The 17,207-nt window shown below is 33.5% G+C and carries 8 protein-coding genes and 1 pseudogene; 6 read left to right on the plus strand and 3 right to left on the minus strand.

Annotated features, from left to right (window positions below):
• Nucleotides 1-11: 11 nt before the first annotated feature.
• A complete protein-coding gene (locus QUW60_RS12780; RefSeq protein ID WP_204500492.1) occupies nt 12-380 on the minus strand; it encodes a helix-turn-helix domain-containing protein in 369 nt (122 codons plus the stop codon).
• A 147-nt stretch (nt 381-527) separates the two neighbouring features.
• Here QUW60_RS12780 and QUW60_RS12785 point away from each other — a divergent pair, with 147 nt between their 5' ends.
• Nucleotides 528-1,271, plus strand: coding sequence for an HNH endonuclease (locus tag QUW60_RS12785; protein WP_009319482.1), 744 nt, complete (start codon nt 528-530; stop codon nt 1,269-1,271).
• 1 nt (nt 1,272) lies between these two features.
• On the opposite strand, the gene QUW60_RS12790 is transcribed toward QUW60_RS12785, so the two are convergent.
• The gene (locus QUW60_RS12790) at nt 1,273-2,040 is read right to left on the minus strand and encodes a mobilization protein (protein ID WP_204500494.1); all 768 of its coding nucleotides are present in this window, start codon (nt 2,038-2,040) and stop codon (nt 1,273-1,275) included.
• A 197-nt stretch (nt 2,041-2,237) separates the two neighbouring features.
• Nucleotides 2,238-3,327: pseudogene (locus tag QUW60_RS15165) on the minus strand (site-specific integrase).
• Between the two features lie 98 nt (nt 3,328-3,425).
• Here QUW60_RS15165 and QUW60_RS12800 point away from each other — a divergent pair.
• The 5 genes from QUW60_RS12800 to QUW60_RS12820 all read left to right on the plus strand — a co-directional run bounded on the left by QUW60_RS12800 (nt 3,426) and on the right by QUW60_RS12820 (nt 16,780).
• Nucleotides 3,426-3,653, plus strand: a complete 228-nt coding sequence (locus tag QUW60_RS12800; protein WP_204500496.1) for a helix-turn-helix transcriptional regulator — start codon at nt 3,426-3,428, stop codon at nt 3,651-3,653.
• Nucleotides 3,654-3,672: 19 nt separating this feature from the next.
• A complete protein-coding gene (locus QUW60_RS12805; RefSeq protein ID WP_289560931.1) occupies nt 3,673-10,209 on the plus strand; it encodes an OST-HTH/LOTUS domain-containing protein in 6,537 nt (2,178 codons plus the stop codon).
• Between the two features lie 2 nt (nt 10,210-10,211).
• Nucleotides 10,212-12,566, plus strand: coding sequence for a PIN domain-containing protein (locus QUW60_RS12810; protein WP_204500500.1), 2,355 nt, complete (start codon nt 10,212-10,214; stop codon nt 12,564-12,566).
• A 208-nt stretch (nt 12,567-12,774) separates the two neighbouring features.
• Complete coding sequence (locus QUW60_RS12815) at nt 12,775-14,628, plus strand: DUF262 domain-containing protein (RefSeq protein WP_289560934.1); 1,854 nt, start codon at nt 12,775-12,777, stop codon at nt 14,626-14,628.
• A complete protein-coding gene (locus QUW60_RS12820; RefSeq protein WP_289560936.1) occupies nt 14,621-16,780 on the plus strand; it encodes a DUF262 domain-containing protein in 2,160 nt (719 codons plus the stop codon). The genes QUW60_RS12815 and QUW60_RS12820 overlap by 8 nt, the downstream gene beginning before the upstream one ends.
• The last annotated feature ends 427 nt before the right edge of the window (nt 16,781-17,207 follow it).

Raw genomic sequence — 17,207 nt, forward strand, 5'->3', positions numbered from 1 at the left:
AGCCGTGCAGATCAAAAGTTATAACCTCCCTTTGGTTTGCGTTTCGCTCCATGTACTATCTCCGCTGCCTGTTCCTGAAGTGACATGGCCCGCATTTGCTTGCGTCCGGATTCAATCCATTGCAGCAGCTCATCTTCATAGAAGTAGAGTTTCTTACCTTTTTTATAGGCTGGAATCAGTCCTTTACGTGCAAGCGTGTAAATGGTAGGTTTTGCCTTTCGTGTGATTTTACAGGCTTCGTCAATTTCGACAAGACGATGTTTGTCAGAAGAAGTCTGCGGTTGCAGTGCCGCCAACATTTGCCGGATTTGTTCCATCTGTTCTGTGAGATAACCTACCGCCTGCGGCAGCTTATCAAAAGTGATTTGTTCGTTTGCCATACGTACTCGTTTTTAATTGTTCGCTGACAAAGGAAATTGGTGTTTTGATGGTGGGAAACATCACCGGAATATAACTGTGAGATAACTTTTGGATGGTGATTTATTTAGATAAATCCGTACTTTTGTACCAGTTAATAGGAAATTGATATGAAAAAATTAGGGCGAATTATTATCAGTGTCTCTGAATTAATGGAGAATCTGAGTCAGATTGATGCTTATTTATCAGACGACAATGAGGAACATTATAATAATGTCCGAAAATTAATCGGTAATGGAATTGATTTTGTCGTATATAAGTCTAGGGGAGATAATCATTTTGCTCCTAGTCGATTTATTGGGTATTTACAGAATGATATAATAACTCATTTTATAAAGAATAATGGTAAACATGGTAGTAAAACGACTCAGGCTATAAATAAAATACTCGGTTATACTTGTGAATATGATAAAAGCATAGATAAAGAATATCTCGTTTTCTGCAAAAAAAATGGTATTATACCTCGGAAAATGATAAAGAGAAAAAGAAAATTTTGGATTCTTGATAATGATAGTAACACAAGATATGAGAATGAATATTATGAAGGCGCAAAACAACAAGTTTTGGTGAATAAATATGAACGAAATCCGATAGCTAGAAAAATGTGTATACAAAAATATGGATGTATCTGTAATATTTGTCAGTTTGATTTTGAAAAGGAATATGGAGAATTAGGTAAGGATTTTATTCATGTTCATCATATAACTCCCATCTCTGAAAATAAAGGAAAAAGTTATAAGGTGGATTATGAGAATGACCTCATACCAGTTTGCCCCAATTGTCATGCAATATTGCATAGGAGCAACATATCAATAGACACTCTAAAAGATATAGTTAGAAAAAATAGACGGTAAATTACACTAATTGATTATTTAAATGAATCTTAGTTTTAGATTCTGTGTGTGACATTTTACGCTCAATAGTTGAGATTTCCACGTCGCAAAGAGTGTGGGCAAAGACATTTTTAATAAATGTAGCTGTATGAATACGCTTTCTACCAAAAGCCTTGCCGATATTCCAACCAAAGTGCATAATATCAATACTTTTGAGTTGTGAATCAACCTTTATAGGCGATATCTTTTGTAAGGTATCTTCCGTACTATATTCTGCAACGTATGTGCATAGACGATTGAGATCTTCTTCACTCATATAAGCAACCATTGTTTGCTTCGTATAGCTGAGGACCTTTTCCAATCTGGTTTGAGTAGCACGATTCTTTTTTGCTATAGCGTTGGTTCGCATAACTTCATATTCTGAGGGTTCAGAGATTGTTTCTTCAGTGGTAGGAGCAGACTCAATGACATCAGGCGTAGCTTGGTTTGAATCTTTGATTGTAGAGGCTTCCGGAACAGAAACGGTATCATTGTGATTTTTCATCTTTTGAAAAGCAGGGAAACGCAATAGAAAAGCTTCTATGCGTGGCAACAGAAACTGATTGAAAGTTGTCTGTAAACTGGCATAGACCGCCATCAAGACAATTACTGTCGCAAAAAATGCAACACTACTACTGAAATCGTCAACGCCTTTGGATAAAACAAACTGCCGAGCTAAAACACCAACAACAAGAGTACCTACCAATACAAGGGAATAAAGTGCTATATGTTCTATACTTTTCTGATTCATAGTGATATTTGCTAATTGTTTGTGCGCAAATATATGTCATTTCATAGATATCATGTTATAAATCCAAGAAAGTGGCAGCATTTGTCCTCGATATGGTACTTATTTCTATACTATCTATGTCACAATAGAATAAAAAAGAAGAGTCCGACATGGGGTTAAAACCTAGTCCGACTCTTCTTACGTTACAGAACTCAATGCTATTTCAGAGAAATTTTATTCGCTGTCTCTCGCTTCTTGGAATTGACCAAATCAGCATTGATTTGAGTGGTGGTGACATTCTTATGCGTTAGTATCTTCGATACTGTGTAAATGTATGTACTTAAAGAGATTTGGATGACCACATACGAGTGTCTATACGAATGGAAGCTTATGTATTTTCTGATTCCAGCTTTCGAAATCTATTGCTTGTGAGGTTGATTAATCATAGCTCTAGTCAGTCATTTAAACACGCAGCTGGGAGCCAAACGTATTTCCAAAGCCTCGTTTACTGATAGGGGTGGGTAGCTTACGTTTCTGTTTTCTTGCAACAAATTCTAATGTAGATCAACTTCAATATTATCCCATGTAAGCTGTAAAATATTACTGATGCGGAGATTTGTCATACAGGAAAATAATGAGTTTGTTTCAATACAGTAATCTTACATAGTGTAACTAGTGTCTTGTCTTCCGATAATATAAGATACTGCTTTTTGACTTTTCCCATTCAATCTTGTCTATAAGTCATTAAGATTCTCGCATAACATCTTCTCTTGATAAGCTATTTTCAGCAATGTACGGAAAATCGAAAAATAACCAACTACAGAATTCCTCGAAATGTTAATGTTAGAGTAACGGATCTGTTTACAATTCAGTCGATAATGTCTAAACTTCTGGCAAAGCTCTGCTGTTACAACGCCGAAAGTGTAATAGCAGATACAAACGTCTCAAAATGCAAGTAAACGCAGTCCCATTTGTGATACGATACTTAAGTTTTGCTTTCTCACGAAAATAGGCAAGAAAATCAGCTTTCATTTTGTGCTTGTCAAGAACCCCGAATTCTTCGTTAACGATTGCTTGTACTCTGATACAACATACGGCTTCAGCCTTACTCTATATCCCCATTATTGAAATCACGTTCAATTTCATTTTGGGGACGGGTATAGAATCAATACCAAGATATTCCCGGAGATTCATTTTTATTCTATCCGGATTATAAATTGCCGGATAATAGTATAGGTAGAGAGAATTTCTGCTGTTATTGATAACTCTTGAAGTAATTGGTGAGTTTTTGGGTTTAAAATATTGCATATATCGCAAAAGTATATGTCTATATAGAAATATAATTATGTAATATGAAAGTCTTTTGAGATGAATTGGCTATTTTTGTAATACAAAAAGAAATAACTATGGCAGACATAAATCGTATTAAGGTAGTTCTTGTAGAGAAGAAGAAAACGAATAAGTGGCTTGCTGACCAAATTGGTAAAGATCAGGCTACAGTAAGCAAATGGTGTACTAATACAACACAGCCCACTCTTGAAACTTTAGTAGAAATTGCAAAGATACTTGAAGTTGATATTCGTGAGCTACTTGTCCCTACAGACAATCAGAAAATTATGATGACTATCTTGTAACTTATTCAAGTATAATTTTATGATTGAAAAATCTATAATAGAAGAAATCCTGGCAATTTATAAGTCATTGCCACAAGAAACTTTGCAAGATAAAGGAGATGGGTGGGTCAATTTGGCTAATATGGGCTCGCCGCTAAAGAAAGCAAATATAAGCTATAAAAAATATGGCTATGAAAAACTAGCAAAGTTTATTGCTGATTTACATATATTTGAAATTGAGGTGGATAAGTCTGGAACCTTACCTGTTGTATACATTAGACGATTAAATAACGATAATGTAATAACATTTAATAATCGACAGAAATCATTAACGAGGCATTCATTCTCAAATTCTAAGTTGAACTCGATTGAGGCATTGTATTCTTTGCCAGAGGTAGGAACTTACTATAAGAAGCTAATTAAAGATGCAGAGATTGGATGGCCGGAGATTGTTGGTTTTTATGAAATCAACAAAGAAGGACAATACAAAATATCTGATGTTCGAGATAATTTATTCCATGAACATAAATATCCTGCTATAAGTGAAAATGACACTGAACGAGAAATTGTAATTTCACTCAATGGGCCATTATATACTCTAAAAACCAACCGATATTATCGTTTTAATTGGAAAGTTTCACTTGCAAATAATGAAAGGGGTTATGTTATAGATGTAGATAGATCAAAACCAGCTAAGCGAATAGATCCCATGGATTTGATAAATAATCTACACAAGTTATGGGATGACAGAGCTCATGGTACTGCCATGAATAGTGCAATGGAAACAATTAGCTCAGAGTTAATGGCAAGTAGTGATGGAACATTTATCTATGAGTTGTTGCAAAATGCAAATGATTATCCTATAAAAGACAAAAATGATAAAGTTGTCCCTGTGGAAGTAGAGTTCCGATTAACTGATAAATATTTAATTTGTAGGCATTCAGGAGCACAATTTACCCCACGTGATGTAGCCGGAATATGCAGTATCGGCAGTGGTAGCAAAATAAAAAACAAAAATGCAATAGGCTATAAAGGAATTGGATTCAAGACTGTATTTCATGCTCATGACTGGGTTTATATTAAAACTGGAGATTTTACGTTCCGCTTTGATAAGAACCAAGAGAAGGATGGACGGCCCTTTCAAATTATGCCTATATGGACAACTGTATCTGAGTTAGAGAAATTTGACAGTACAATTCCAAATCTAATTGAAGAAGGTTTGAGCAAATTTAATGTACAGATAGTCATGCAACCAAGGAAATTGGACTATTTGTATGGAATGGATAAAAATCAAGAATCTGAAAAGAGTCATGAATATGTGCTAAGAGATATATTTAAGGACATCCGTGATATCGTTTTTATACCCAACATTAAATCCGTAAAGGTCTTCTTTCCAGGAGAAGAGCCAATAATTTGCACTAAAGGAGAATTAGCTAATTGGATAGTTTCAGATGCTTTTAAACATGAACTAGATGAAGAAACAGAAAGATTCATCATTATAAAAGAGTGCAATGAACATCCAGAAAGGAGGATACCGCCAAAATATAAAACATTCACAGATACTTATGTTTCTTTTGCGGCAAAAAAGAGAGGTAATATTATAGAACCAGTTGAAAAAGCAACAGTATATTGCTATTTGCCAACCAAGGCTGAGTTTGGATTTCCATTTTTGATGAATACTGATATGGTGCCATCGGGTGATCGAAACCAATTAAAGACTGACGTTAAGTTTAATCTTTTATTTGCAAAAATTGCAGGTGAAAAATTCTTCTTTTGGTTACAGCTGCTAATGGAAAGTAATGAATACGAACTTGATTCTGTTTTTTCTCTTATTCCGGATTTTGATGAATGCAAAAAGAGGCACTCCGCCTATGACTCTTTTATTGATGAGTTTCAACAAGAATTTGAGAAACATATTCTACAAAAAAAGTTTGTTCCAATCAAAGGGAATGATGAACCGTACTCTTTGACAGCAAAAATTATATATGATACCACGGGCATATCTTCATCAGACATTATGTCTGATGAAGAACTATTGACATTTGCCAATGGTGCTAATTGGACTACTAATAATGATGAATATTTCCCTCATCCTGATCTTAGGGATAAGCCATTTTTCTCTGTTTTCATAGAAAAATATCACGCAAGTGACATGGTCTTTGGCGAGGAACAATTACTTGAAATGTGCTCAAAGTCAGATTTTATTGAATGGCTTCAAATTCAAGAAAACAACAATCGATTCTTGACTTTTTTGTTAGATCATAAGTATTTGTCTGACTTTATCAAACAAAAGAAAGAAATATTCATTGGCGAAAATGGATATTTGTATTCAGCATCCTCAATGTATTATAACATCGATGAGCAGTTGGAAAATCTCTCATGCTTCGCAGATGACTACCTTCCTCATTTATCATATGCTACAAGAGAATACTTTAAGGAGAATGCGAACTGGAATGAAACAATAAAAAACGAGTTCTTGGTTTTTGATGCAGATAAATTTGTGTCAGATATTCTTGCAAACAATGATATGAAGTCATTATTGAGGAATAAGGACAATTCAGTATCTTTTATCCAATTCCTTGCTACTAACCAGATAGATTGCAAAGGGATGTTAGATCTTCCATTTTACAATGTAAATGATGAAATTGTGAGTGATTTTAATCGTCTAGTATTTTTTGAATCTAATCGTGGTTATGAAGTTAAGAAAGAGGAATGGATTGATGATGCATGGATGGATTTTATCTCAAAGGATTACTATGACAAAAACAAGGAAAAGTGTTTGGAATATCTAAAGAATAGATTTCACGTGCTTGAGTATTCTGATAAAGAAATCATAAATTCCATTATAAAAGAAAATGATAATTTGTCCAAAATTAACGAGTCTCTTGATGACATTAAGACGGCTGCGCCATTTATTGACTTCGTTAGAATTAATGCTAATGAATTTAAGGATGGAGAACTCACTGCATTCGATGTAATTGTTATTGATAGAAATGGCAATTCTTTGGTCGGACCAGCAGACAAGAATTCTTTTATCTATTCAGATAAGTATGAGGAGATTATACAAAAAAAGTGGTTGTCGGATAATTGGATTTATTCATTGTCAGATAGTTATTTTGTTGGTAAAAGTGAAGGAGAAAAAGAAGAATTGGTATCAGTCTTTCGTAGGTTATTTGGTGTAAGAAAATTCGAGAATAGCATTTTTTTCAATGAAATTATACCAGATAACTTGGGCGATCTTGTGAATAACTTGTTTGATGTCGAGTCCAATATAGATTTCTGGCGTTGGATTAAGATAAATTGCCAGGGAAATATTTCCGTATTGAAAGATTTACCGATAATTGCGTCTGATACGGAAGGTAAAGAACATTATTATATAATCTCAGAAAACTCAATTTATATGTCTGATGACTTATTGCCTGATGGACAGTATATTGAATCAATTGTAAAGAAGTATTACGATTCGCCATTATTCGTTATTCCTAAATATAGTGAAAGTTTAACTGCTGCTTCAAAAAAAGAATGGAGAAAATTCTTTGAGAATCTTGGAGTTATGTCAGAACAGACCGAACTTGTATTTGACCAGATAATCCCTAATTTGTCTGAAATAGAAGATCCAGGTGTTCCCAGCATGATTGCACAAGCTAAGGATTACTTTAAGGAACGAAATGTTTCCATTTCTGATTTATTGTCTTTACGTCTACAGAAGCGGGATGGAGAGTATGAGCAAATTTGCAATTGCCTTTTTATCAGCACGAAAAAGATAAACGAGCCATTTAAATATTTATTACTTGATAACGAGTGTGACATTTCGCAATATAGTGCGGAAACCAGAGCTTTGATACTTGATATTGCAAAAGAAGTAGGTGCTACCATAGTGGAGAATGTTGAAGACTGGCGTTTTGAAAAGATTGCGAAGTATCTTAGTATGCAAGATAACGGCAAAATTTCAAATGATATTCATCTAAGATTTGTTAAGGATATCTTAGAAATTGATGACAAGGAGAGAAAAGTATATATCGATAGTATTCGTAAAATCAAGTTGCTTGCTAAAGACAATAAGTATTATGACCAGAAACAACTAACTCTAGGTAAAGAGTATCATCCTCTATGCGACTTTGAGAGTAATGGCATTACAGACAAAGAACTTACATATCTTGCAACAGATTATTCGAAATTTGATTGTGAAAATCTTGGAAGAAAGATTAGAGATACATTTGATATCCATTATCGATTTGAGGATAATGATATAAATCTACTATCCAATTTTACTTTTGCTGATTTCTTTTGGAGAAGGTTTATTCCACACAAGAATGCACCTGTTGGAACAATAAAGACGATGATTGAAGAAGGAAAATTTAATGGTAAAAAGTGTGTACCTATTCCGTGCGGAATTGTGGATTATCCAGAAAATCTTTATAGCAGAAAGGAACTTAGGGAATACATGAAATTGGTATCTGACTGGAGTAAATGTTATCCTTTTGATGACTATCCAAATATTTCATACGAAGTCCTTGATATGCTTCCATTCAAAGAGACACTTTCGTTTGAAGATGGAATGAATGCGCTTATGTTCACAGAAGATCAAACCAAGCGTTATTTCCTTTTGAAGTGGATGGCAGATGATTACGATGAACATGACATTGAAAAAAATAAACGTATAACTGAATATAGAGAGGATGAGAAATCCAGGTGGAGAAATAGAAGCCTGAAAAAGTGTTTCCTTCGTGATCTGTATGCTTTGGATATAGATGAGAAAGCAGATGCAAAATATTTGGAACAGTATTTTAAAACTCATCCTAAAATAATTCTTGATGATTATTTCTCAAAAGCTACGGAAAATTTTTATAAGGAATGTAAGATGCTGCAACTCCCTTGTATAAAGTGGGAGGATATGATTTTTGCGCCGGAACTATCTGATATAAATGATAATCAACTTAAAAACAAGCTTAGAAATTACTTATTATTTGTTGCAGCTATTGAAAAGCCCGATAATTGGTTAGAATATTATAACTCATTATGCGAACAGTTTGATAAGTTATCTTTTCAAAGATGTATTAGAATTTCCCTTACTTATAAGTATAACAAGGAAATCTCACAAACAGCTAAGAAATTTTATCATGATTCCGATAAGAATATATTCTATTATGTTGGAAAATGGAATGATTTGCTCGTTTTTACCGATTTTATAGATGAATTGCGGAATGTAGTCGGCAGTGAGATGGACAGAGATTTATTCATGCAGGTATTCGTCCCTAAGCAGAGCATAAATGAATTTGAAAACTTTGCTAATGAAAATTGTAAAGATTTAGCTGGAGATGAGAACTTTAGAAATATAATACAGAAACAGTTAGGCGTTAGAATTGCAAAGTCTGAGTATGAAGAAAATGATGAAGAGCCAGAACTTTTGAAACCGATAATTTCAAACTTAGACTCCTATGTTGTGGATAAGTCTGAAACAGAGATGCAAAATGATAATACTGATGAAGATTTTGAAACCGATGATAGCTCTGCCCCATCTTCAGACATACAAATAGAAACAAGTAATGATTCAAATCATGAATTAATAACGCCTAATTTAGGTGAGCCAACGGGTATTATACTTAAGACAGATATTGTTAATACAGAACGTGATACCGCAAGAGGTGAAGAAAATCTACACGCAAATAGACATAATGATTATGAGCAAGTAGAAGAAGACAAAAGCCTTGATGGTTCTGCGAATTATGATATACATCCTAATAACGTAGAGCCTAAGAATTTTGTTCCTGTTACTTTTAATCATAAGTCTTCTGAGGCAACCTCTTACATAAGGAATACAAATAAATCAGATTATGACCCGGATCGTAATGAATACATGGATTCTAACGATGAAGATAAAGATTTTCAATATCTTGGTGATAGACCATATAAGTCTTTTACTCGCAGATATCCCCAAAACTCTACCAAAGAAGAGACGGAACGTATGCGCTCCCATGGCATTCCACTAGAATTAGAGTCTTTACCTGAAACTCAAGAGGAAATTGACTTGTTAGCTAAATGCAATATTAAGCCGGAACAAATTGCAGATACTAACTATCTTGCTCAACTACGTCTATATCTAAATTTAAAAAATGAGCAACATGAAGAACCGGTAGAGACTATGGAGGAGTTTGTGAAAAATGCAAAAGATGTAACAGAACATCAGTTAAAGGATGGTCGCTGTGTACATGCCTGCAGTGCCGCACGTGGTGTTATGTATATCGGACCTACAGTCTGGAATAAAATGCTCAACGGAACATACCGAATATGCGTATATCTTGATGGGAAAGGTAAAAACTTTGAGTGGATAGATACAACTGAAAAATTCTTGCAATTAGTAGAGAAGGATGATATTGTATTAAAAATTACAGGAAAGGAAAAAGTAAAGGTTGTAAATGCTCTATATACAGGTTTACTGGAAAATGTAAAAGGCACAGCCTATACGCTAATCCGAGTCGCGTCTCATACTAATATGGATGCTGTGTTTGCTCATTATGTAGGTGCAATGGCCGAGGCTAAAGACGGGAATATAGATACTAACGAATATGGAGATTAATCATGATTGACAGAATAAAACTATCCAACTATAAATCATTCTTTGCGGATCAGGTAAAAGAAGCTATAAATGAACAGCAAAAAATAAATAAGTCCCAGATGTGCAATCTGTTTAGAACTGGCGAATTGTCAATTGCATATGTTGACTCCATCCAACATGAAACAGGTATGGTGATACTCAAATGCCCACGCGATATGGCGCCACGGCTAAAAGTACAAAAAAGCATTGTAATTATAGCCAAAGGAGCAAAGGCTGCTTTGGGCGATCATATAACTGAATGGTCATGTCGTTGGGAGGAGTTTTGTGCTAATCCTACTTATCATTCACCAGGATCCGACATGATTCCAATGTATTATATGAATTCTGATAATTCGTCATACGACTATGTGGCGTGTTCTGGTATAAGCCTTAAGTTGTACGATATATTTTCTAAAACTGTAGCAGCCGGGAAATCGCTTACTGTTATTATACATAATCCATTTCCACCAGTTGACTATTTCCGCAATCTTGCAAGTTATATGGATATGTTCTCTTCAAATGATGAGTTAAATGTTGAGCCAACTATAGATTATGAATCTTGGTTTCCTGAAGAATTAGCGTTTGACGAGCAAGCTCCCACAAAAATATCGGATACTATCATTCAGACATTGACGGATGAGCATTCTTGTATTGTACAGGGTCCTCCAGGAACAGGTAAAAGTTATACTATTGCCACAATCATTTCCCAATATTTAGATTGGGGTAAGACTGTATGTGTAACTACGATGGCCAATAAAGGACTAATCGAGTTGATCAAACAAAAACCTTTACAAAAGTATATTAAAGATGGGCGTATTAGTAAGACGAGTCTGTCTGTTGATGAACGAAAACTGGTGAATGGAGTTAAGAATGCTACTTCAGATTTGCAAGTGCCGAATGGAGAATTGTTGTGTGCTACAAACTACCAGCTATCAAGCGTATATAGTGAGAAGAAAATGGCACTATATGGCCTGCCTAAATACGATTTGGTCGTAATAGAAGAAGCTTCTCAGGCTTTTCTCACGGCTATAGTTGCGTTTAAGCAGTTGGGGATTGATTGCCTAATTGTAGGTGATCCTATGCAGTTGCCACCTATCGTGAAACTTAACAATCCACAATATAATTCGTGGAATGTGGCAACACAAGTTGAAGGATTGAAGTCTATGGCACTGGGGACATCGATAAAATCTTATCGTATAGTAACCACTTTCCGTCTCACGAGTCGATCTGCCTCCCTTACAAAATGCTTTTACGGGAATCGTTTTGTTTCTGTGAAGAAAGACTATTTAGATTTTACCAAAGCGAATAGTGTCTTATTTCCACAAGATGGCGGTGTACTTTACCATTGTACACTAGATGTCCGCAATGGAGTTTATTCAGATAAAGCAGATGCTATTATACGAGATGTGATTGAAAAACTGGAAAAATTTTATCCTGATCGTTCTTTAGCTATCATAACACCTTTTAGAGATTCTGTAAAGGAACTGCAGAAACGTTTCTGTACGTCTGACCTTGAGCTGGATATAACTATCGAAACGATAGATAGAATCCAAGGTATGACTGTTGATTATGCTATTCTATACATTCCTGGAAGGAATCCGGGTTTCGCACTAGAAGATCGACGTTTTAATGTAGCAACAAGCCGTTCGCTTAGTACGACTCTCATTATTTCAGATATGCCTCTTAACGAATTTCACTCTGTCTCGCCTACAGTATTACAGTTTATAGATAATTGTGATAAGTTTGATGGTAAAACAAATGTATGGAGAACTAATTTGCAAGATTCAAAATCATCAAGCCCTATAGTCCAACCTATATATGAAGAAAAAACAGCATCAACGGTCTCCTCCACAATAGGGTTGAAAGTTGTAGGTAAAATTGACCTCTCTCAATTTGAACGGAAAAAGAAGGAATTAAGTATAACCAAGAAAAACTATTATATCATTGATACTAATGTTTTTATAGACTGTCCAGATATTATTTCTAAGATTGACAGAAAGTATCCTATCATCTTGTCTGCAAAGGTGACGGATGAACTCGATAAGATGAAAATCAAATTAACTGAAGAACGAAGACAAAACGCGGAGAAGGCTTTACGCAATCTTAATAATGAGTCACAGCATGAGATTTTATACGAGTTCGCAGATGCTTCTTTATTGCCAGATGACTTTGATAAACGTTCACCTGACAATATGATATTATCAACCGCATTAAAGTATAAAGAACAGAATCCAATTATGCTTACGTCTGACAATGGTTTACAGTTGAAATCTAAAATACTCGGTATATCAACGATTTCGTTGAAGGCCCTTTTAAGATATGATAATAAAAGGTTTTAAAAAGTGAATTTTTATGAATTACTATAGGAATTCTGATAAACAAATTCATCTATTCTTCTTATTTTTATCATTAGATAAAATATTTTGTATGGTTGTTAGTAATATGGTTGTAATGCAGTTCCAAAGAGTCTGTCTTAGATAGAATAATAAAAAATCTACGGTTTTTTGTGAAATATAAAAATATTACAATATATAAAAACTTTAAATAATGAATGGTCAACTATTGTATACAACAAAGGAAGTATTTGATTCTTATCTCCATGGTAAAAAATATGCCATACCACCTTATCAAAGAGGATATAAATGGGAAAAGGAAGATATAGACAAATTATTATATGACATTCACAATTTCAACTTGAACGAAGATTTAGACCTATTCTATTGCCTTCAAAACATAACTCTTGTAGAGAATCCTTTTTCATTTAATGTGGTTGATGGACAACAAAGGTTAACAACACTTACTATTATTCTTTCTTATCTTGAAGAGTTTCAACTGATAAACGAAAAACTACAGTACAATGTAAGGCAGGAAACGGAAGATTTTTTAAAGGAATTTATCTTCAGAGCAAGTGGTATAAAAGAAATTAATACTTGGGGTGAATTACTAGTTAAAGCGCAAGTAAATGGGAAAGATTACGACTATCAGGATATTTATTACATATTCAATGCTTATAAAACGGTTCAGGCTTGGTTTGATTTGAATAGTTGTGCTTTATCCAGTATGAAGGATAAGATACTAAACCATGTAAAAGTGATAATAAATTTGCCCAAGAATATTGAAGAGAAAGAACTTTTTGAGAATCTAAATGGCAAAAGAGTACCATTAGATGGGGCGGATTTAATTAGAGCTCTCATTATAACCCGAGTTGCGAAAAAAGAAGTAGGTGAAATAGATGACACAACCAAACAAAATGTACTGATCAATGAAAAGCGTATCAAAATTGGACTTAGTTTAGATGCTATGAATCTTTGGTGGTCCGATAAAAACAGACAGATATATTTTAGACAATTCACAAAGGAAGCTAAAGTGTCAGATACCGGGTCAATCTCTTTTAATGAAGTATTATATCCTATAAATAGCCTTTATAAACTCTATGCTCTTGCATTCGGTGAAGGTAAGTTAAGTATGGATTTTTACGAAAAGAAGTCAACAGGAGATAACTTTCTTCAGGAATTGCAACTACTTCAAAGGACTTTGGAAAACTGGTATAACGATAGAGAATTATATCATTTGATTTTGTTTACATCTATATTTGCAGGAGAATCCTTCAAGGAAAAGGAAACATCAAGGCTAACATTTAGGGATTTATACATATTATGGAAAGGGACGCTTCGCAAGGATTTTATACAGCAACTAAAAAATAGAATAGCCCAAAATGATGTATTTGAGGATTTACTTAAGCAAGTTAGTTATAGTGATGATGAGATGCAAAAAATTGCATTTAAGGAATCATGGTTTGACAATAAATTGGTGAGTGTATCCACTTTATTGGACATTATCAGTATTCTTTCAACAAATAGCAATGTAAAACTTCCAGCTGTGTATTTTAGAGCAAACAAGGAAGATCTTGAACATATCTTTCCACAAACGCCTATAGGTGACAGAATTAAAGACAAGCGAAAACAAACTGACATTCTGTATCAATATCTTGATATTATAAATAAATCAGATAATACAGAACAAATAAATATCAAAGAAGATGAAATCGATTGGGACAACCTGGAATGGAAGGAAAGTATCAAATCAAGAATAAACGATAAGATTAATAAGATTATTCCTATTAATTCATTGGGAAATATGTGTGTACTACATGAATCAGTCAACAGAGGCTATGGTAATGATTTCTTTTTAGAAAAAAGAATAGATATAATGAGAAAGTCAAGAGAAGGATATTTTATCAGACCTCATGTATATGATGCATTCAATAAGATTTATCTTGAAAGACAAACAGGATGTATTAATACGAAAATGATGATTAATTGGGATAAGTCAGATATACTGGCCCGAAGAAAATATATAATTAATCAAATAAATATTTTTTTGAATCAATCTTATGAATAAACATAATGCATATTTAAAAGACGAGAATCTGTTAACTCTCTTTTCTCTTAATAATTTGATTGTGCCAGAAATTCAAAGAGAATATGTATGGGGGAATAATTCTGATGTTCTTGAGAATTTCCTTATTGATTTAGAGAAGAAGGCTTCTCCGTGTGCGTCATGTCACCATGTCCATATAAACAAAAACATAAACGTAGGATTCTTATATTCTTATAAGCCATTGTATGTAAAATATGAAAGCGAAAGAATTATGGATGAATTCCTCATAGACGGACAACAAAGAATAACAACATTATTTCTTCTGCTTCTATACAGAGCATCAATTGAAAACCGTATAGATGATTTCATCTCGATATGTCGTGCTGATGAAAGTGAAACAGAAATGGGCTTTAACTATAAAGTTCGTAGTCTGACACAGAAGTTTATAATGCAATTAATTCAACACACTATAAATGAAAAGGAAAAGGCGTTTGATTTTATTTCTGACATGCAGAATACTCCGTATTGGTTCTTGGATGATTTTAGAAATGACCCTACAGTTATGTCCATGATAACCGCCTTGCAATCAATAAAAAAAATATTTGGAGATACCTCCAATTTCTATTTTGATTATCTTCTAATCAATATTCATTTTTGGCATTTTAAGACAGAGGCAACATCACAAGGAGAAGAATTATACATAACCATGAATTCAAGAGGTGAGCAATTGTCTGATAATGAAATGCAAAAAGCTAGGGTTTTACCAGTACCAGAACTTTTCAATTATGGACGTGAGTGGGAAAGGTGGCAGACATTCTTTTGGAGAAATAGGAAGCAGGGTAAAGCCAACAACCCAAATGCAGATAAAGGATTTAATAATTTTCTCGCATGTATTGAAGGTTTGGAATATTTTAATAACCCATCATTAAAAGGAATAACAATCAGTGTAGAATCCATTAAAATATACATTGAAGGGCTAATGTATATATGCAGTACTGAATTTAAAAATAAAGTGTCAACCATTTACGAAGGACTATACACCGATTGGTTTGATTCATTTATTAGTATTTTATGGAGTGAGATAAATAAATACGATGGTAAGTGGGATATTATAGATCCACGAGGAGGAGATTTGAAAGTAAGAAAAGAATATGAGAATAATTCTATAGCAAGGAATAAGTCCATGATATTCTGGTCTTGGATGACATATTTTAGGTTATGCCGTAATAATATAAGTGATGAATTACTCATAAGGATTCTCCATTTCTACTATATCAGATATCAATGCTATAAACGTTCCTCAACATCTATTGAAACCATTATAAAATGTTTCATAGAAACAAATGGTGAAATTGACAAGCAATCAATTTCGCTTAATGACGACAATGAAGAAGATAATAAAAACAATAAAATCTTTAGTGAAGAGGAAGTTTTGCTATCTTCTCTTTACTCATCAGATTCAAGTGCAATGAAAGAAATTGAATCTGAAATCTGGAAAATGCAAGATTTACCTTATTTTATTGACGGTAAAGGTGTTGGAGGAAATACAATATATGATTTCTTTTCTGATGAAAAAATTATCGATAAGTCAAATCTTCTATTAAGTATCAAGTCCTTATATGGTAACATTACTAAGTTGCTTGATAAAAGTTCTCTTATAACTATCAAACAGATTCTTTTGTTCTATGTCTATGATAATAAGTCATTTGCTGTTCAACAATCTCCTTGGTACTATACTAATTATGAGACAAGCTCTTGGAAGAGAATTGTAAGAAGTAAGCATTTTATCAATTTTTATAAGGAATTTTTAAGTTCTAATATGGACTGTAAGGAGTTCTTACAAAAGAAACGTAATGATTTTTTTAATGATCCAGAAAACAAAACTATAGTTAGAAATGATAAACCGTTTAGTCATCGTAAACTGTTGATTCTGTATGACTTTCTTTGTGATGGTGGAATTTGGGATGAAATACATGAAAATGTAGTATTCTGGAAAAACAATAATAGTGAATCTACAGAGGAAATCTTTATAGGTCAAGATACAGTCTGGAAAGGCAAGAGATATTACGATACTCGGATTTTCCTTCCATCAAATTGGAAGGAAAAGTTAAGGGATATAGGTATTACTATTATTGATAATGATACAACATTGGGTCAAGATAATTTTCAATAATATAAACTAATAAGAAAAAGTTGAGTTATGCATATAAAGAACAAACTAATATTCGGAACAATTTAGTGATATTCAAAAATATTTTATGAAGCATGAAAATATGGATAGGATTTCATTTAGCGAGAGCACAGTAAATCTTCCGGTTTCTTAGTTTCTAACATACATCAAATTTATCTATTATTTCGGCAATAACCATCAGGAAAGTGATCAGAGTATTTGTAATGCATTAAAAACAGGGGATTAAGGTGAGCAAGACAATGAGCTATAGTTGTTTAAATATAAAATGACGATTTCATCTCTTTACTATGGTAAAACAGGTTATATATATGATATTTTATCAAATATAACCTGTTTTTAGATAAGATATAAGTTTATTATTTCAACGAAATCTTATTCGCCGTCTCGCGTTTCTTGGAATTGACCAAAT

Source organism: Bacteroides gallinaceum (genome assembly GCF_030373775.1).
In the GTDB taxonomy this organism is placed as follows: domain Bacteria; phylum Bacteroidota; class Bacteroidia; order Bacteroidales; family Bacteroidaceae; genus Phocaeicola; species Phocaeicola excrementipullorum.